The 17,886-nt window shown below is 65.5% G+C and carries 20 protein-coding genes; 15 read left to right on the top strand and 5 right to left on the bottom strand.

The window, feature by feature from the left end:
• Positions 1 to 32: 32 nt before the first annotated feature.
• Positions 33 to 560, top strand: a complete 528-nt coding sequence (locus FMZ75_RS12360) for a hypothetical protein (protein WP_166143135.1) — start codon at positions 33 to 35, stop codon at positions 558 to 560.
• A gap of 108 nt (positions 561 to 668) precedes the next feature.
• On the opposite strand, the gene FMZ75_RS12355 is transcribed toward FMZ75_RS12360, so the two are convergent.
• The 4 genes from FMZ75_RS12355 to recF form a co-directional block, all read right to left on the bottom strand.
• Positions 669 to 932, bottom strand: coding sequence for a hypothetical protein (locus tag FMZ75_RS12355; protein WP_166143133.1), 264 nt, complete (start codon positions 930 to 932; stop codon positions 669 to 671).
• Positions 933 to 992: 60 nt separating this feature from the next.
• Positions 993 to 1,805: a GDSL-type esterase/lipase family protein gene (locus FMZ75_RS12350; protein WP_142862492.1), complete on the bottom strand. Its 813-nt coding sequence runs from the start codon at positions 1,803 to 1,805 to the stop codon at positions 993 to 995.
• Positions 1,745 to 2,848: an OpgC family protein gene (locus FMZ75_RS12345; RefSeq protein ID WP_166143131.1), complete on the bottom strand. Its 1,104-nt coding sequence runs from the start codon at positions 2,846 to 2,848 to the stop codon at positions 1,745 to 1,747. The genes FMZ75_RS12350 and FMZ75_RS12345 overlap by 61 nt, the downstream gene beginning before the upstream one ends.
• 106 nt (positions 2,849 to 2,954) lie before the next feature.
• Positions 2,955 to 4,115 carry a DNA replication/repair protein RecF gene (gene recF, locus FMZ75_RS12340; RefSeq protein WP_166143129.1) on the bottom strand — a complete coding sequence of 387 codons (1,161 nt, stop codon included), beginning with the start codon at positions 4,113 to 4,115 and terminating at the stop codon, positions 2,955 to 2,957.
• 114 nt (positions 4,116 to 4,229) lie between these two features.
• Here recF and FMZ75_RS12335 point away from each other — a divergent pair, with 114 nt between their 5' ends.
• The 10 genes from FMZ75_RS12335 (at position 4,230) to rplA (ending at position 10,795) form a co-directional block, all read left to right on the top strand.
• The gene (locus FMZ75_RS12335; protein ID WP_246728927.1) at positions 4,230 to 5,663 is read left to right on the top strand and encodes a M48 family metalloprotease; all 1,434 of its coding nucleotides are present in this window, start codon (positions 4,230 to 4,232) and stop codon (positions 5,661 to 5,663) included.
• A gap of 112 nt (positions 5,664 to 5,775) precedes the next feature.
• Positions 5,776 to 6,048 carry a hypothetical protein gene (locus FMZ75_RS12330; protein ID WP_108915975.1) on the top strand — a complete coding sequence of 91 codons (273 nt, stop codon included), beginning with the start codon at positions 5,776 to 5,778 and terminating at the stop codon, positions 6,046 to 6,048.
• Positions 6,049 to 6,357 (top strand): type II toxin-antitoxin system RelE/ParE family toxin, encoded by a 309-nt coding sequence (locus tag FMZ75_RS12325; protein ID WP_108915974.1) that lies wholly within the window; start codon positions 6,049 to 6,051, stop codon positions 6,355 to 6,357.
• A 28-nt stretch (positions 6,358 to 6,385) separates the two neighbouring features.
• Positions 6,386 to 7,387, top strand: a complete 1,002-nt coding sequence (gene pdxA, locus FMZ75_RS12320) for a 4-hydroxythreonine-4-phosphate dehydrogenase PdxA (RefSeq protein ID WP_166143127.1) — start codon at positions 6,386 to 6,388, stop codon at positions 7,385 to 7,387.
• Positions 7,384 to 8,247 carry a 16S rRNA (adenine(1518)-N(6)/adenine(1519)-N(6))-dimethyltransferase RsmA gene (gene rsmA, locus FMZ75_RS12315; RefSeq protein WP_166143125.1) on the top strand — a complete coding sequence of 288 codons (864 nt, stop codon included), beginning with the start codon at positions 7,384 to 7,386 and terminating at the stop codon, positions 8,245 to 8,247. The genes pdxA and rsmA overlap by 4 nt, the downstream gene beginning before the upstream one ends.
• A 33-nt stretch (positions 8,248 to 8,280) precedes the next feature.
• Positions 8,281 to 8,502: a hypothetical protein gene (locus FMZ75_RS12310; protein WP_142862498.1), complete on the top strand. Its 222-nt coding sequence runs from the start codon at positions 8,281 to 8,283 to the stop codon at positions 8,500 to 8,502.
• Positions 8,503 to 8,718: 216 nt separating this feature from the next.
• Positions 8,719 to 8,910, top strand: coding sequence for a preprotein translocase subunit SecE (gene secE / locus FMZ75_RS12305; protein ID WP_108915970.1), 192 nt, complete (start codon positions 8,719 to 8,721; stop codon positions 8,908 to 8,910).
• Between the two features lie 61 nt (positions 8,911 to 8,971).
• Positions 8,972 to 9,502 (top strand): transcription termination/antitermination protein NusG, encoded by a 531-nt coding sequence (nusG, locus tag FMZ75_RS12300; RefSeq protein WP_108915969.1) that lies wholly within the window; start codon positions 8,972 to 8,974, stop codon positions 9,500 to 9,502.
• Between the two features lie 155 nt (positions 9,503 to 9,657).
• A complete protein-coding gene (gene rplK, locus FMZ75_RS12295; protein ID WP_108915968.1) occupies positions 9,658 to 10,086 on the top strand; it encodes a 50S ribosomal protein L11 in 429 nt (142 codons plus the stop codon).
• Between the two features lie 4 nt (positions 10,087 to 10,090).
• Positions 10,091 to 10,795 (top strand): 50S ribosomal protein L1, encoded by a 705-nt coding sequence (gene rplA / locus FMZ75_RS12290; RefSeq protein ID WP_142862499.1) that lies wholly within the window; start codon positions 10,091 to 10,093, stop codon positions 10,793 to 10,795.
• Between the two features lie 65 nt (positions 10,796 to 10,860).
• On the opposite strand, the gene FMZ75_RS12285 is transcribed toward rplA, so the two are convergent.
• Complete coding sequence (locus FMZ75_RS12285) at positions 10,861 to 11,475, bottom strand: PAS domain-containing protein (RefSeq protein WP_166143123.1); 615 nt, start codon at positions 11,473 to 11,475, stop codon at positions 10,861 to 10,863.
• Between the two features lie 317 nt (positions 11,476 to 11,792).
• On the opposite strand from FMZ75_RS12285, the gene FMZ75_RS12280 reads away from it, so the two are divergent.
• The 4 genes from FMZ75_RS12280 (at position 11,793) to rpoB (ending at position 17,798) form a co-directional block, all read left to right on the top strand.
• Positions 11,793 to 12,077, top strand: a complete 285-nt coding sequence (locus FMZ75_RS12280; protein ID WP_166143121.1) for a hypothetical protein — start codon at positions 11,793 to 11,795, stop codon at positions 12,075 to 12,077.
• 466 nt (positions 12,078 to 12,543) lie between these two features.
• Positions 12,544 to 13,065: a 50S ribosomal protein L10 gene (gene rplJ, locus FMZ75_RS12275; protein WP_024881583.1), complete on the top strand. Its 522-nt coding sequence runs from the start codon at positions 12,544 to 12,546 to the stop codon at positions 13,063 to 13,065.
• A gap of 51 nt (positions 13,066 to 13,116) precedes the next feature.
• Positions 13,117 to 13,494: a 50S ribosomal protein L7/L12 gene (rplL, locus tag FMZ75_RS12270; RefSeq protein WP_161912122.1), complete on the top strand. Its 378-nt coding sequence runs from the start codon at positions 13,117 to 13,119 to the stop codon at positions 13,492 to 13,494.
• A 155-nt stretch (positions 13,495 to 13,649) separates the two neighbouring features.
• A complete protein-coding gene (gene rpoB / locus FMZ75_RS12265) occupies positions 13,650 to 17,798 on the top strand; it encodes a DNA-directed RNA polymerase subunit beta (protein ID WP_142862502.1) in 4,149 nt (1,382 codons plus the stop codon).
• The last annotated feature ends 88 nt before the right edge of the window (positions 17,799 to 17,886 follow it).

Raw genomic sequence — 17,886 nt, 5'->3', positions numbered from 1 at the left:
GTTTCGAGAAGGGCGGATAGCGAAAGCAGAACATGACGTCTATCGAAACGACCGCCTTCCAGCGCCTCGATGCCGAGGGCCGGCTCTTGAAGCCCAGCCACAAGGGGGCGACCCATCACGCCGGCCGTTTCGGCTTTCGCGGCGAGATCGCCGTCTCGCTCGATCCGCTGCTCGCATTGGAAGGCGTTCACGCCACGGCGCAGGAAGGCGAGGCGGCGCTGTCGTTTCTCGCTGGATCGCTGGCTTCTTTCCGCGAGCTCCCCGCTCTCGTCGCGGCGCTCGGCGCGAGCGCGAAGCCGGAAGGCAAATATTTCATCTATGTCTCCGATCTCGACCGCGCCTCGCGCTATGAGATCAGCATAGACGGCGTGCCGCTCTATGTTCTGCCGATCGACGACACCTCCGTCTACAATGAGCTGATCGAGCTTCTCTATCTCGACAAGACGAAGATGAAGAAATACGACACGGCTGAAAAGATTGACACGCTCGCCGATGGCGCCGCCAAATATGATCAGCGCTTCGAGGCCATCAGCTTCGAGGAAGGGCTGAAGCGGCTCTGAGCCTTCAACGCGCGTCGGCGCAGCGGCTTTCGCCGGGCGCCGATGTTTGCGCGAAATGCTCCACTATGCGTCGATAGCGGAGATCGCCGATTGTCGTGATTATCCGTGTCAGCGGAGTGTCTCGCCTCGCCCCGATCCTACGTCCGAGAGCCCAGCAGCCAATCGCGCCATAGAATTCTTATCGAGGTAGAATTCATCCACGCTTCCGGCTCCGCTGATATTCAGCACGCCAAAAATCCCATCTTCATTTTGTCGGCATTCTAAAGTGATGCAGAATGGAGCTTTGCTGATATCAATTCTCTTCACGAGCTCGCCTTCGAAGCGCGCGCTGCCCAAAAGCGTATAAAAGAACGCTTTCAAGTCCATACCCATGGCCTCCTGTCGGTAAAACGAGTGTGTCGGCCAAAACGCGCGCTCTCCATCGACGAAGCGTCAATTCCCGCTCGGGCGGCGCTTGGCGAAGGCGCCGACGATCACCGCCCGCGCGATATGCTCGGCCATGCATTGATAGCCGAGATCGTTGAGGTGGAAATTGTCGCGCGCCATCATCTGCAGATTGGCGTGGTTCTGCGCGATGAAGCGCATGGCGTCGTAGCGGCGCACATAGGCGACATTCTCGGTGGAGGCGACGCGCTGCAGCACATTGCGTATCGCGAAATATTCCTCGTCGCGCGAAAAGCGCGAGCTGTATTGCAGGCCGACGAGAACGACGTCGATCTCGTTCTCCTTCAGCCAGCGGATCGTCGAGCGCACCGTGTTCTCGAACTCCTCCGGCGCGACGCGCACCAGCGCGTCATTGGTGCCGAGCTGCCACAGCAGCATATCTGGCTTCTCGCGCGCCACCTCGCTCTTGATGCGCTCGGCGGTGACGGCGGCGACCTCGCCCGAGACGCCGCGATTGGCGACGACGACATCGACGCCTTTCATCGCGCCCTCGAGAATGGCCTCGAGCTGCGCCGGATAGGTCTTGGCGTCGGAAGAGGCGCCGACGCCCGAAGTGGAAGAGGAGCCGATGGCGAGAATGCGCGCCGTCTTGCGCTCGCGCAGCGCTTTGGCGAAATGCGGCAGCGAGGCGGGCGCCGCGATGTCGCCGGCCGGCGCCTCGCAGGCGGGGCTGAGTGGCGGCGCCTCGGTCGGCGGCGCGACTTCCTGCGCGAGCGGAGCCGCGACGGCGAACGTGAGCGCTAAGCCGCAGGCGCCCGCGACAATTTTGTCCGCAGCCTGTCCCGCCATTCCGAAGCCCATGCGGCCGCTCCCATCGTAAGGATGCCGAACATAACGATAAAAGCGTCGCTTACAACATCTCCGCCATAGGCGAAGCGGAAGATCTGCCCGGCGAGGCTCAGCAGCGAGCCGGCGCAGAACACCTGGAGCGAATTGCGGCCGAGCAGCGACAGGAAGCCGGCGATGCGCGGCAGCGCCCCCGCGATCGCGCCGAAAGCGCCCGCGAAGACTGTGACGATCGCGAGATTGGAGAGCAGCCGCGCCGGCGAGAGAAAGGTCTTGTCGAAGACGAAGAAGAGCTTGGGCTCCGGCAGAGCGATCGGGGAGGGGTCGAAATCGGTCTTGGCCGCGACCGCGCCGAGCAATACGAGGGGCAGAGCGAGCCGCCAGAGCCATTTTCGATGGCGGCGGGCGAGGCCGCCCAATCCGTCTTCGCCGGCCAGCAGAAAGCCGAGCACGAAGACGAGCTGCCAGGCGAGCGGATCGAAGAACCAGGAGCCCTCGGTCGGCCATGTCGGGAAATTCACGCCGAAAGTCAGAGCATAGGCCCAGATGGCGAGCGAGGCCGGCAGCAGCGCGGGCCGCGCATGGCGATAGCAGAGCGCGATCAGCGGCGAGGCCAGCATCAGCGCCACATAGAGCGGAAGAATGTCGAAATAGCCGAGCTGAAAAGTGAGCGCCACGAGGCCGAGATTGGCGCGCACCGGATCGGTGAAGATGGCGGAGGCGTTGTTCCAATCGAGCAGAAAGGGCGCGTCCAGCAGCAGCGAGGCGCCGGCGAGAAGCGCGACGGCCAGTTGCGCAATGACGAGCTGCGCCAGATAGACGGTGAAGGCGCGGCCCTCGAGCCGCAGGATCAGATAGCGCGCCGAGAGCGGCCTCGCCGGTCCGTCGACGAGCTTGCGCAGCGCGAAGCCGGCGAGAAAGACGAACAGCTCCGCCGAATCGGAGATCGCCACATTGCGGAAGGTGAAGCGCTCGAAAAAAATCCCCGGAATGTGATTGACGAATATCGTGACGAGAGCGAAGCCGCGCCAAAAATCGATTTCGTTCGGCTCGCGCATTCGCTTCTTCGATCGTTCGGCGGTTTCGTCGTCCCGCGCGAAGGCGGGCCGGGCGCGCTCGTTCATGGCCAGGAATGCGGCCTTTTTTAGGACCTCGCGGCGCAACTCACAGCGCGCGCTCGACGCGGCCCGGAAAGACGCGCAAAAGCTGCGCATTTCCGCCGAGCGCGGCGAAGGCCTCGGGATCGGCGCCCGTCATCCACACCTGTCCGCCGATGCGCGAGAGCTCGGCGAAGAGCGCCGTGCGCCGCAACGGATCGAAATGGGCCGCGACCTCGTCCAGCAGCAGCAGCGGCGCGCGCCCGGTCGTCGCCCGCACCAGACGGGCGTGGGCGAGCACGAGGCCGGTCAGCAGCGCCTTCTGCTCGCCGGTGGAGCAAGCGCGCGCCGCCTCGTCCTTGGGGCCGTGGCGCACGCGAAGATCGCTCGCCTGCGGTCCCTCCAGCGTGCGGCCGGCCGCGGCGTCGCGGCGGCGCGCAGCGGCGAGCCGCGCGCGATAGCGATCCTCGACGCGCAGCGCCGGCTCCTCGCCGAGCATTCGCTCGAGCTCCCCCTCGATCGCGACATCGGCGAAGGGAAAGGGCGAGCTGTCGTCGCGCTCGCCGGCGATGAGCGCGCGCAGCCGCATCACGGTTTCAACCCGCGCCGCGGCCACGGCGACGCCGAGCGCGGCGATCTCCCGTTCGGCCGCGTCCAGCCAGCGGGCGTCGGCGGTCTCCTCGGCGAGCAGCCGATTGCGATTGCGCAGCGCGCGCTCGAGCTTCGCCGCGCGGACTCCATGCTCGGCGTCGACGCTCAGCACGAGCCGATCCAGGAACCGCCGCCGATCGCCCGCCGGGCCGGCGAACAGCCCGTCCATCGCCGGCGTCAGCCAGAGCGGGCGCAGATGATCGGCGAATGCGCGGGCCGAGGAAACGGGCGCGCGATCGATGCGGAAGCGGCGCGCCGCGCTCTGCTCGCCGCTCGCCGGCTCCAGCCCATGGCCGAGCTGCGTGGTGAGGCCGTCGGCGGAAATCTCGATCGAGACGGCGAAGCCGCCCGCGCCCTGGCGGCGCGCGCAATCGGCGAATTCGGCGCCGCGCAGCCCGCGCCCCGCCGAGAACAGCGACAGCGCCTCGAGAATATTGGTCTTGCCGGCGCCGTTCTCGCCGGTGAGCGCGACCAGCGGCGCCTCGATCATGCAATCGAGCGCGGCATAGGAGCGAAAATCGGCGAGCTGCAGCCGCCGCGCCATGGGGGCGAGAATGGGTGTGTCGCTCGGCGTCATGCCGCACGCTTTGCCACGGCCGGGCGCCGAGGGCCAGCGCCGAGGCCGCATCGTCGTCGTGGCGCTGTGTCCTCCGCCAATCCCGCCAACTCCGCCGCCGCGGCCGAGCCGGGTTTGATTTCCGTCCTGGCTTACGCCACTCTCCACCGCATGGATCGCAAAAGCGGCAGGCGGCGGACGCTTCTCACCTGCGTCTTGATCTTCGCTCTCGGCGCGCCGGCCCGCGCCGAGGACGATGGTCCGCGCGTATCGATCATCCGCGACGCGGAGATCGAGCAATTGTTGCGGGACTACACCGCGCCCGTGCTGAAGGCGGCGGGAATTCACAGCGAGGCCGCCAAGATCATTCTGGTCGGCGATCGCTCCTTCAACGCCTTCGTCGCCGACGGGCAGAAAATCTTCGTCAACACCGGCGCGCTGATGGAGGCGAAGACGCCCAATGAGATCATCGGCGTGCTCGCGCATGAGACCGGCCATATCGCCGGCGGCCATTTGGCGCGCGGGCGCCAGGAGCTCGCCAAGGCGACCATCCTCTCCGTCGCCGGAATGCTGGCCAGCGCCGGCGCCATGGTCGCGGCGCGCGGCGCCTTCAACCGCCGCGACGGGCAGGTGGGCATGGATTCGGCCGGCGCCGTCGGAATATTGCTCGGCCCGCAAGAGGCGGTGAAGCGCTCGCTCCTCGCCTATCAGCGCGGCGAGGAGCAGGCCGCCGACCGCATGGCGGTGCGCTTCCTCACTGCGACGCGCCAGTCGGCCAAAGGAATGCTGGAAGTGTTCAACCGCTTCGCCGGCGAATCCTTGTTCAAGACGACGGCGATCGACCCCTATCTGCAATCGCATCCGCTGCCCAACGAGCGCATCTCCAATCTCGATCAGGCGGCCAAGCAGTCGCCCTATTTCGATGTCCCGGATTCGCCGGCGCTGCAGGCCCGTCACGATCTGATGCGCGCCAAGCTCGTGGGCTTCATGGGCAATTCCGGCGAGGTGGCGCGGCGCTATCCCATCTCCGATCTATCGCTGCCGGCGCGCTACGCCCGCGTCATCGCCGATAATCGCTTCGGCCGGCTGGAGGATGCGCTGCGCGGCGCCGACGCCCTGGTCGCGGCCGATCCGAAGAACCCTTACTTCTGGGAGCTGAAGGGGCAGATTTTGCTCGAGGCCGGCCGCGCCAATCAGGCCATCGCGCCTTTGCGCAAGGCGGCCGCCATCGCCGGGCCGGGCGCGACGCCGATCCGCGTGCTGCTCGGCCATGCGCTGGTCTCGGCCGACGATCCCAAGCTGCTGAACGAGGCGGTGAGCGTGCTCGCCAACGCGACGCAGCGCGACGAGGATAGCGCCGACGCTTGGGAGTTTCTGTCCATGGCCTATTTCCGCAAGGGCGAGAACGCCAAGGCGCAGCTCGCGGCGGCCGAGGGCCTCTTCGTCGCCGGCAAATATGTCGAGGCGCGCACCCAGGCGACGCGCGCCCAGGCGCAGTTCAAGGAAGGCACGCAAGGCTGGCTGAAGGCGGACGATATATTGACCTATCGCCCGCCGGGGAGCGAGTGAGGCTAGTGCGTTTCCAGCCGAAGTGGAAGCCGGTTCGGCGTTGGAAACGTTCGAAGCAAAAGATCGTAGCGAGCGGCCTTGGCCCCGCGCGACGCTGTGATATGAGGCAGTCATGACGATCACACTGACGAATGATCAGCGCGCCTGGCTCGAGGCGCATGTGAGCCGCGGAGATTACGGCTCGATCGAGGAGGCCGTCCGGCAGCTGCTCGACGAGCGCATCGCCGAGTCCGAATTGATCGAGAACGACGATCTGGCCTGGGCGAAGCCGCTCGTCGACGAGGCCCTTGCCGAGGTCGCCGCAGGCCAGACCATTTCTCTGGACGAGCACGCGCGCCGGATCGACGCATTGCTCGGCGCCGAAACTCGAGCCAAGACGCGCTGAATGGCGCGCCTGCTGTTTTCCCGAAAGGCGCATGCCGATCTGGAACGAATCCTATCCCAGCTCGCCCGTGTCGCAGGGCTCGCGACGGCGCGGAAGTATCAAGGTCTCTTCGAGCGGCTCTATCGCCGCATCGCGGATCATCCCGAGAGCGGCAGTCCGCGCGTGGCGCTCGGAGAAGGCGTTCGGATCGCAATCGTTTCGCCCTTCGTTCTGATCTATCGATATCGCGAGGGCGAGGAGTCTGCGATCGTTCTCAGGATCATCCACGGTCGGCGCAAGATCGCGGGCGCCGATCTTCCTCGCGAATGACCAGTCTTCTTCCTGGAAGGACGATCAAGTGACCACGCTTCCTCTCGCTCTCACCCAGGGCGACCCTTCCGGCATCGGCCCGGAGCTGACGCTGAAGGCCTATGCCGCGCGCAAGGCGCGGGCTCTGCCGCCCTTCTTCGCGCTCGCCGATCCGGCGCAGCTCGCGCGGACGGCGGCGGCGCTCGGGCTCGAGATTGCGCTGCGCGAGGTCGCGCCGGAGGGGGTGGCGGCGGTTTTCGATACGGCTCTGCCGGTCGTCCCGCTCGGTCTTTCAGTTCAGGGCGCTCCCGGCGCTCCCGAGCCCGCCGACGCCGCGGCGACGATCTTCTCCATCGAGCGCGCGGTCGAGCTGGTCGCGGAGGGAAAAGCGCGTGCTCTCGTCACCAATCCGATCGCCAAAAATGTGCTCTACGCCGCCGGTTTCGCGCATCCGGGCCATACGGAGTTTCTCGCGGCGCTGGCGGAGCGGCGCTTCGGCCGCCCCTTCCGCCCGGTGATGATGCTCTATTCGGAAGAGCTCGCCGTCGTTCCGGCGACGATCCACGTCGCGCTCGCCGAGGTTCCGCGCCTGCTGACCCGCGAGTTGCTGCTGGAGACGGGCGTGATCGTCGCCGCCGATCTCTCCGCGCGCTTCGGCCTCGCTTCGCCCCGCCTCGCCTTCGCCGGCCTCAATCCCCACGCCGGCGAGAGCGGCGCCATGGGCCGCGAGGAGATCGAGGTGATCGCCCCCACCGTGGCCGAGCTGCGCGCGCGCGGGATCGACGCCACCGGCCCGCATCCGGCCGACACCATGTTCCACGCCGCCGCCCGCGCGCGCTATGACGTCGCCATCTGTCCGACGCATGATCAGGCGCTGATCCCCATAAAGACGTTGGCCTTCGATCGCGGCGTCAATGTCACGCTCGGCCTGCCCTTTGTGCGCGCATCGCCGGACCATGGCACGGCTTTCGACATCGCCGGCAAAGGCGTCGCCGAGGCGACGAGCGTCATAGAGGCGATCCGCCTCGCCGACCGCATGACGGCGCGATGATCGACGATCTGCCGCCATTGCGCGAGGTGGTCGCGCGCCATGGACTCATGGCCAGCAAGGCGCTCGGCCAGAATTTTCTTTTCGACCTCAACCTCACCGCCCGCATCGCCCGCGCCGCCGGGCCGCTCGAATGCGCCACGGTCATCGAGATCGGGCCAGGGCCGGGCGGCCTCACCCGTGCGCTGCTCGCCGAGGGGGCGGGGCGCGTCATCGCCGTGGAGCGCGATTCGCGCTGCATTCCGGCGCTGCGCGAGATCGAGGCGCGCTATCCGGGTCGGCTCGTCATCGTCGAGGGCGATGCGCTGGCGCTCGATCCGGAGGAGCTGGCGCGGCTACATGGGCTCAGCGGGCCGGCGCGGATTTGCGCCAATCTTCCCTATAATATCGCCACCGAGCTGCTGGCGCGCTGGATCGAGGCGGAGCCTTGGCCCTCGGTCTTCGACCGCTATGTGCTGATGTTCCAGCGCGAGGTCGCCGAGCGCATCGTCGCGACGCCGGCGCAGCGCGCCGATTATGGCCGTCTCGCCGTGCTCTGCGGATGGCGGACGCGCTCGCGCATTTTGTTCGACCTCTCGCCCTCGGCCTTTACGCCGCCGCCCAAGGTGACGTCCTCCGTGGTGGAGCTCATTCCCAACGCCTCACCGCTGCCTTGCGACCCGAAGCTTTTGTCGCAGGTGACGCGCGCCGCCTTCGGCCAGAGGCGCAAAATGCTGCGCCAGAGCCTGAAATCCCTACCGAAGCCGGGCCTGGATGTCCCCGCTCTATTGGCCCGCGCGGGCATAGAGGAGACGCGCCGCGCCGAGGAGATCGACATCGGCGGATTCGTCGCATTGGCGCAGGCTCTGGCTGTCCTATCTTGACTCTGCGGCGCCTATCTTCGAGGAGCGGCAGCAATGGCGAAATTCTATTTTGCGGCGGTGGAGACCGAGGAAGGCCTGCGCGCCGAGCTCAAGATCGCAACCCCTTATTCGCTGGCGGCGGATGTCTTCGATCCGAGCGAGAGCTTTGCCGATTACGAGGCGAAGCTGGACGGCGCTCTGCGCGAGCTGGAGCGTACGCGCGACGAGGCGCGCGCCTGGTTCGCCAAGCATAATGGCGGGGCGGCGGCCGGGTGAAGCGACGCGCTCCGCAAAAGCCCTGACGTCGGCCCGAGTCTCGAGGCTTAATCTCGCTCTCGAATTTCCGCTTGGCGGCGTCGTCGGACTCGATTATAAGCACCTCATACGTGGCGCGCGGCCTGTGGCCCCGCGCCGCGACTGTTTTGTGGCGCGTCTCGACGAGTTTCGGGGCTGCGATCCTCGGCTCGGTGAAACATCTCGGCTCGGTGAAGAATGGCCAATCCGTTTCAGTTCCTGCAAGAAGTGCGCTCGGAAGCGAGCAAGGTCGTGTGGCCGACCCGCCGCGAGACCTTGATCACCTCCGGCCTCGTGGTCCTCATGGTGCTGGCCGCGAGCATTTTCTTCGTCGTCGTGGATCAGGGGCTGCGACTCGCCGTGGGCATGTTGCTGCGGCTCGGCCAGTAAGGCCGAGGAATTCGCCGGCGCGCCGATCGTCGAGAGCGAAAATTTTGGAGCTTGTCGCGCCGTGAGCATGCGCTGGTATATCGTCCACGCCTATTCGAACTTCGAGAAGAAGGTCGCCGACTCCATTCGCGAGGGCGCCGCGCAGCGCAATCTCACCGATCAGTTCGAGGAGATTCTCGTGCCGACCGAGCAGGTGGTCGAGGTGCGCCGCGGCCGCAAGGTCAGCTCGGAGCGCAAATTCTTCCCCGGCTATGTGCTGGTGAAATGCGATCTCTCCGATCAGGTCTTCTCTCTCATCAAGAACACGCCGAAAGTGACCGGCTTCCTCGGCGCCGACAATAAGCCGATGCCGATCAGCGAGGCGGAGGCGATGCGCATCAAGGGGCAGGTGGCCGAGGGCGTCGAGCGTCCCAAGCCCACCATCTCCTTCGAGATCGGCGAGACGGTCCGCGTCGCCGACGGCCCCTTCGCCTCCTTCAACGGCGTGGTGGAAGAGGTCGACGACGCCCGCTCGCGGCTCAAGGTGGCGGTGTCCATCTTCGGCCGGCCGACGCCGGTGGAGCTGGAATTCGCGCAGGTGGAGAAGGTTTGAGGTTTCTGTGAATTCCCTCTCCCGCCTACGGGAGAAGGAAAAGCCGTGGCGGGCGCGCCCCTGTCGCCAGGGGGATCACGCGTCGGACCACGAACTGCAACCGGCGGCCCGGGACGCGGAAGCGTCGCGGGACCGCCTTTCGTTGGAGATGAGACATGGCGAAGAAAATCGCCGGCTACATCAAGCTGCAAGTGCCGGCGGGCGCGGCCAATCCGTCGCCGCCGATCGGTCCCGCGCTCGGTCAGCGCGGCCTCAACATCATGGAATTCTGCAAGGCGTTCAACGCCAAGACGGGCCAGATGGAGAAGGGGACGCCCATCCCCGTCATCATCACCGCCTTTCAGGACCGCTCCTTCACTTTCGAGCTGAAGCAGCCCCCGGTCTCCTACTTCCTCAAAAAGGCCGCCGGCATTCAGTCCGGCTCCAAGACGACGGGCCGCGGCTTCGTCGGCAAGGTCACGCGCGCGCAGATTCGCGAGATCGCCGAGAAGAAGATGCAGGACCTCAACACGACGTCGGTCGATTCGGCAGCGTCGATGATCGAGGGCTCCGCCCGTTCCATCGGCCTCGAAGTGGTGGGGTGAGATCATGGCCCATATCGGAAAACGCATCGCCAAGGCGCGTCAGGCCGTCGAGCGCACCAAGCTCTACCCGGTCGAGGAAGCGATCAAGCTGGTTCGCGCCAACGCCACCGCCAAATTCGACGAATCGGTCGAGATCGCCATGAATCTCGGCGTCGACCCCAAGCACGCCGACCAAATGGTGCGCGGCGTCGTCAATCTGCCGAACGGCACCGGCCGCACGCTGCGCGTCGCCGTCTTCGCCCGCGGCGCCAAGGCCGACGAGGCCAAGGCCGCCGGCGCGGACATCGTCGGCGCCGAGGATCTCGTCACCATCGTCCAGGGCGGCACGATCGAGTTCGATCGCTGCATCGCCACGCCGGAGCTGATGCCGCTCGTCGGCCGTCTCGGCAAGGTGCTCGGTCCGCGCGGCCTGATGCCGAACCCCAAGGTCGGCACGGTGACGATGGATGTCGCCGGCGCGGTGAAGGCCTCCAAGGGCGGCGCGGTCGAGTTCCGCGTCGAGAAGGCCGGCATCGTGCAGGGCACGGTGGGCAAGACCTCCTTCGAGGAGGGCGCGCTCGCCGAGAACATCCGCGCGTTCGTGGATGCGGTGGCCAAGGCCAAGCCGACCGGCTCCAAGGGCACCTATATCCAGCGCGTGGCGCTGAGCTCCACCCAGGGGCCCGGCGTCAAGGTGGATGTGGCGACGCTCGGCGCGACGCAGGGCTGATGTGAGGCGGCGGCCGCTGGGCCGCCGCTCTCCGACTGTTCGCGCAAGATCATCGACGCGAGGAATCAATCGTCTTCTCGTGTCGAACCTTTCGGGGTCGCGCCCCCCTCATAGATCGTGAGATGGGGCCTCCTCGGCAGATCCCGCATCGGCGTCCAGGGCGCAATCGGCGACATCAGAGCCGTTTCCTCTCCGAGCACGCGCAGCGATACGATGTGCAGCGCCTCGACCGGAGTCCGCCCGAGCCATAGTGGCCGCTCTCCGGGCGCCAGAGAGCCCAGCACGCGGGCGTGCGTTTTCCCGAAAAACCGGACCGGCAGGAGCAGGAGCTCGAAATCCGCGATTTCGATCCCTCCCACCAGATAGCCCCGCGCCCCGGCGATGACCGGCGTCGCATCGTCCGTGACGATGCGAAGGATCGTCCTCACATCCTCGCGTCCCGCCTCGCTCCAAATTCCGAGGAATGATCGGCTCGGCCGCTCTGGGGGCCAAAAGGCGCCGACGCGCGCTCCGCAGAGCTTGGCCGGAACGAAATAGCTCAGCTCCGTTTCGATGACGAATGCGTCGGAAAGAGTCTGAAACGTGTTCGCCAGATCCATTTCGTGGCAATCGGGGGCCGCGCGCTCCCCTTTGAAGCCCCGCCAATAATCGTACAATATTCGATTGGCTGGATGTCTCATGCCCGCATTCCGCCCTCCAGCGACGCTCCCGGCCCGTTCAAGTCGCCGCCGAGGCTGTGTTTTCGAATCGCGGCGCATGGCTGTCCGCGACGAACCGTCCGCACGACGGTCAATTTTCTGAGAATCTAGAGATAGCGAATAGAGACGTTCGACACGCCGATCCCCGGATGAACATCCCGGTCGACGAGCTTCGACAATTCGAATGATCGAACGCTTGCTTTCATCAAATGATCAGCCGGGAGTTTTAAGGTAAACAGACCGTGTTTTTTCCGTTATGATCTCGCTCCAGAGCGACCATCTGAATTTCGGGATAAAAAATGTTCGATGAAGCTGGCGCCGAACGGCGTGAGATCGACCGAAGGGGGCTCGATGGGCGTGGCGCCCGTCTCGAACTCCTGTCTCAGGGATTTTGCCGGGCTCTGGGTCATTCGATCATCGCTCTCGTCATCGCTTTCGGTTTCGTGAAAATCGCCTATGTCGAAGCTCGAGCTATCATCTGGGCGCGCCGCGGCTTTTTCAGGGCTGGAGCCGAGGCGTGGCGAAGGTCTGGAGCAGGGACGGGGGCCAAATTTTTGCTTGGCAAACGCATTAGCCCCCTTTAATAAGGCCTTTCCGGGGTCGGCCAGCGTTCGCGACCCCCTTTTCAGATATCAGCTTCCGTCGAACCCGATCCCTCGATGTGGGAAAGGGCGAGACGGTGGATAGGCCGGCGGACCCGGGGGAGATTCCTCGCGTCCCGTCCGGCCATGTCCTGTCCGAGACTGCCGGCGCCCGACCGAGGATCGCACCGAGGGACGGCTCAATCAGCTCGCGGACCGGCGGATCCCTCCGCCCCCGACGAGCGGCCTGCATAGACGGGGAAGACCGGAATTGTAGGGCCGGCGCGGCGCTTTTCAAAGCTCGCGCGCGGTCTTTCGAATTTGGTTGGCGCCCCTCTGATCCGAGGCGAGGCCGTTTCGGCCGACGCCGAGGGGACAGGATCTACGGCGCCGTCGTTCCGCCGCTGCCGCGGCGATGCGACGGCTCATCGCAGCGGCGGGGTTCGCCCCGCTCGAGGAGAGAGCAACCGTGGACAGAGCGGAGAAAAAGCAAGCCGTTGCGGCGCTGAACGAGGTCTTTGCGAAGACCCCGGTCGTCGTCGTGGCGCATTACTCCGGCCTGACCGTCGCCCAGATGCAGAAGCTGCGCAAGCAGGCTCGTGAATCTGGCGCTTCCGTTCAGGTCGCCAAGAACCGCCTCGCCAAAATCGCTCTCGACGGCACGAGCGTCGCCTCCATCGGCCCCCTTCTCAAGGGGCCGACCCTGATCGCCTATTCGGACGATCCGGTGGCGGCGCCCAAGGTGGCCGCAGCCTTCGCCAAGGATCACGACAAATTCGTCATCCTCGGCGGCGCGCTCGGCGCCCAAGCCCTCGACCCCGACGGTGTGAAGTCGCTCGCGACTCTGCCGTCGCTCGACGAACTGCGCGCGAAGCTCGTGGGCCTCATCCAGGCGCCCGCGACCAAAATCGCGCAGCTCACGACCGCACCGGCCGCAAAGCTGGCGCGCGTGGTCCAGGCCTATGCCGACAAAGACGCGAACGCGGCCTGATAGGCGGCTCGTATCCAACCAACCGAACCGAATTCGAAGGACTGAAACATCATGGCTAATCTCGAAAAGATCGTCGAAGACCTGTCGAGCCTGACCGTGCTCGAGGCCGCCGAGCTGGCGAAGCTCCTCGAGGAGAAGTGGGGCGTCTCCGCCGCCGCCGCCGTCGCGGTGGCCGCCGCTCCGGGCGCCGCCGCCGCCGCCGCTCCGGTAGAGGAGAAGACCGAGTTCAACGTCATTCTGGCCGCCGCCGGCGACAAGAAGATCGAGGTCATCAAGGAGGTCCGCGCGATCACCGGCCTCGGCCTCAAGGAGGCCAAGGATCTGGTCGAGGGCGCTCCCAAGCCGGTCAAGGAAGGCGCTTCCAAGGAAGAGGCCGAGAAGATCAAGGCCGCTCTCGAAAAGGTCGGCGCCAAGGTCGAGCTCAAGTAAGACGAGAATCGCCCCTCTCCCGCTTCACGGCGGGAGAGGGTTTTCCGCACTGATGACCAGGAGCGAATGGCGAATAGCGAATAGCGAATAGACAGGCCCTCTATTCGCTATTCGCAACTCGCTATTCGCTTTCAATAAGAGGATCGAGAGGCGACATGGCTCAGACTTCGGCGCAAACTTTCTCCGGTCGCAAGCGTGTCCGCAAATTTTTCGGCCATATCCGCGAAGCCGCGGAAATGCCCAATCTGATCGAAGTTCAAAAGGCCTCCTACGATCAGTTCCTTCTCGTCGACGAGCCCGCCGGAGGGCGCCCCGACGAGGGTCTGCAGTCGGTTTTCAAATCCGTCTTCCCGATTTCCGATTTCTCTCAGGTCGCTCTGCTGGAATTCGTCCGCTACGAGTTCGAGCCGCCGAAATACGACGTCGACGAGTGCCGCCAGCGCGGAATGACCTTCGCCGCGCCGCTCAAGGTGACGCTGCGCCTCATCGTGTTCGATGTCGATCCCGACACGCAGGCGAAGTCGGTCAAGGACATCAAGGAGCAGGACGTCTATATGGGCGACATGCCCTTCATGACGGCGAACGGCACCTTCATCGTCAATGGCACGGAGCGCGTCATCGTCTCGCAGATGCACCGCTCGCCGGGCGTCTTCTTCGATCACGACAAGGGCAAGAGCCACTCTTCCGGCAAGCTGCTGTTCGCGGCCCGCATCATTCCCTATCGCGGCTCCTGGCTCGACATAGAGTTCGACGCCAAGGACATCGTCTATGCGCGCATCGACCGTCGCCGTAAGATTCCGGTGACGTCGCTGCTGTTCGCGCTCGGCATGGACGGCGAAGAGATTCTCTCCACCTTCTACAAGACCATCACCTTCGGGGCCGACGGCGACAGCTGGCGCCAGCCCTTCGATCCCGAGCGGCTGAAGGGCGTGAAGGCCGTCAACGACATCGTCGACGCCGATACGGGCGAAGTGATCGTCGAGGCGGGCAAGAAGCTGACCGCGCGCGCCGCCCGCCAGCTCGCCGAAAAGGGCGTGAAGGCGATCAAAATCCAGCCCGAGGACCTCTATGGGCAATTCCTCGCGCAGGATCTCTATGATCCGTCGACGGGCGAGATTTTCGCCGAGGCCGGCGACGAGATCACGGTGAAGTCGTTGCCGCTGCTGGTCGAGAAGGGCTTCGACGAGCTGCCGGTGCTCGACATCGATCACATCAACATCGGTCCCTATATTCGCAACACGCTGGCGGTCGACAAGAACTCGTCGCGCGAGGAAGCGCTGTTCGACATCTACCGCGTCATGCGTCCGGGCGAGCCGCCGACGATGGATACGGCGGAGGCGATGTTCTATTCGCTGTTCTTCGATCCCGAGCGCTATGACCTCTCGGCTGTCGGCCGCGTGAAAATGAACATGCGTCTCGACCTCGACGCGCCGGACACGATGCGCGTGCTGCGCAAGGACGACATCGTCGCCGTGGTGCGCGCGCTCGTCGATCTGCGCGACGGCCGCGGCGAGATCGACGATATCGACCATCTCGGCAATCGCCGCGTCCGCAGCGTCGGCGAGCTGATGGAGAATCAGTATCGTCTCGGCCTCCTGCGCATGGAGCGCGCGATCAAGGAGCGCATGTCCTCGGTCGACATCGACACGGTGATGCCGCAGGACCTCATCAACGCCAAGCCGGCGGCGGCGGCGGTGCGCGAGTTCTTCGGCTCGTCGCAGCTCTCGCAATTCATGGACCAGACCAATCCGCTGTCGGAGATCACCCATAAGCGCCGTCTCTCGGCGCTCGGACCGGGCGGTCTGACGCGCGAGCGCGCCGGCTTCGAGGTGCGCGACGTGCATCCGACGCATTACGGCCGTATCTGTCCGATCGAGACGCCGGAAGGTCCGAACATCGGCCTCATCAATTCGCTCGCCACCTTCGCGCGCGTGAACAAATACGGCTTCATCGAAGGCCCGTATCGCCGCGTGCGCGACGGCAAGGTGACGGATGAGGTCGCCTATCTCTCCGCCATGGAGGAGCAGAAATATCACGTCGCCCAGGCCAACGCCCCGGTCGATGCGGAAGGCAATCTCACCGAGGATCTGGTGCTGTGCCGCCACGCCGGCGATGTCGTGCTCGTCCCGCGCGAGCGCGTCGACGCCATGGACGTGTCGCCCAAGCAGCTCGTCTCGGTCGCCGCGGCGCTCATTCCCTTCTTGGAGAATGACGACGCCAACCGCGCGCTGATGGGCTCCAACATGCAGCGCCAGGCCGTGCCGCTGGTCAAGGCGGACGCGCCGCTCGTCGGCACCGGCATGGAGCCGATCGTCGCCGCCGACTCGGGCGCCGCCATCGCCGCGCGCCGCGCCGGCGTCGTCGATCAGATCGATGCGACGCGCGTCGTCATTCGCGCGACAGAAGAGCAGGACCCGACCAAGCCGGGCGTCGACATTTATCGTCTGATGAAGTTCCAGCGCTCGAACCAGTCGACCTGCATCAATCAGAAGCCGCTGGTGAAGGTCGGCGACTATGTGAAGAAGGGCGACATCATCGCCGACGGTCCTTCGACCGATCTCGGCGATCTGGCGCTCGGCCGCAATGTGCTCGTCGCCTTCATGCCGTGGAACGGCTACAATTTCGAAGACTCGATCCTTCTCAACGAGCGCATCGTCAAGGACGACGTCTTCACCTCGATTCACATCGACGAATTCGAGGTGATGGCGCGCGACACCAAGCTCGGCCCGGAGGAGATCACCCGCGACATTCCCAACGTCTCGGAAGAGACGCTGAAGAATCTCGACGAGGCGGGCATCGTCTATATCGGCGCGGAAGTGCAGGCGGGCGATATTCTCGTCGGCAAGATCACGCCCAAGGGCGAAAGCCCGATGACGCCGGAGGAAAAGCTCCTGCGCGCCATCTTCGGCGAAAAGGCCTCGGACGTTCGCGACACGTCTCTGCGCGTGCCGCCGGGCGTGCAGGGCACGATCGTCGAAGTGCGCGTGTTCAACCGCCACGGCGTCGAGAAGGACGAGCGCGCCCAGGCGATCGAGCGCGAGGAGATCGAGCGTCTCGCCAAGGACCGCGACGACGAGCTCGCCATTCTCGACCGCAATACCTACGCGCGTCTTTTCGAGATGCTGGTCGGCAAAATGGCGGTCGCCGGTCCGAAGACGCTCAAGAAGGACCAGCCGCTGACCTTGGCGCTCCTCGACGAATTTCCCCGCTCGCAATGGTGGACGATCGTCGTCGACGACGACAATCTGATGAGCGGCATCGAGGCCGTGCGCAAGCAATACGACGAGTCGAAGAAGGGTCTCGAGAACCGCTTCCTCGACAAGGTCGAGAAGCTGCAGCGCGGCGACGAGCTGCCGCCCGGCGTGATGAAGATGGTCAAGGTCTTCGTCGCGGTGAAGCGCAAGATCCAGCCCGGCGACAAAATGGCCGGCCGCCACGGCAACAAGGGCGTGGTCTCGCGCATCGTGCCGCAGGAGGACATGCCCTTCCTCGAGGACGGCCAGCCTGTCGACATCGTGCTGAACCCGCTCGGCGTGCCGAGCCGCATGAATGTCGGGCAGATTCTCGAGACGCATCTCGGCTGGGCCTGCGCCGGCCTCGGCAAGCAGGTTGGCGCCGCCGTCGACGCCTATATGCGCAGCAAGGACCGCAAGCCGCTCGAGGACAAGCTCGTCGACATCTATGGTCCCAACGAGTCGCTGCAGAGCCTCGACGAGCCGACCCTGGTGGAAGTCGCCAAGAATCTGCGCCGCGGCGTGCCGATCGCGACGCCGGTGTTCGACGGCGCGCGCGAGAAGGACATTGTCGAAATGCTGACGCGGGCAGGGCTCTCCTCCTCCGGTCAGGTCACGCTGTTCGACGGCCGCACGGGCGAGCCCTTCGATCGCAAGGTGACGGTCGGCTACATCTATATGCTGAAGCTGCATCATCTCGTCGACGACAAGATCCATGCGCGCTCGATCGGCCCCTATTCGCTGGTCACGCAGCAGCCGCTGGGCGGCAAGGCCCAATTCGGCGGACAGCGTTTCGGCGAGATGGAGGTGTGGGCGCTCGAGGCCTATGGCGCGGCCTATACGCTGCAGGAGATGCTGACGGTGAAATCCGACGACGTCGCCGGCCGCACCAAGGTCTATGAGTCGATCGTGCGCGGCGACGACACTTTCGAGTCGGGCATTCCCGAGAGCTTCAACGTGCTCATCAAGGAAATGCGCTCGCTGGCGCTCAACGTCGAGCTCACCTCCGCCGAGCCCGAGGAGGGCGAGGAGACGCCGCCCGCCGAGACCACGGCCGAGGCGGCCGAATAGAGCCGCCGCTCTTCCTTCTCCCGCTCTGCGGGAGAAGGTGGCCCCGCGGAGCGGGGTCGGATGAGGGCCGCCGCGGATCGCGCGAGCC

Origin of the sequence: Methylosinus sp. RM1, assembly GCF_011378635.1 — a bacterium.
GTDB lineage: Bacteria > Pseudomonadota > Alphaproteobacteria > Rhizobiales > Beijerinckiaceae > Methylosinus > Methylosinus sporium.
Note: the sequence above shows the minus strand (reverse complement) of the source record. Positions and strands in the feature narration are given on the sequence as shown.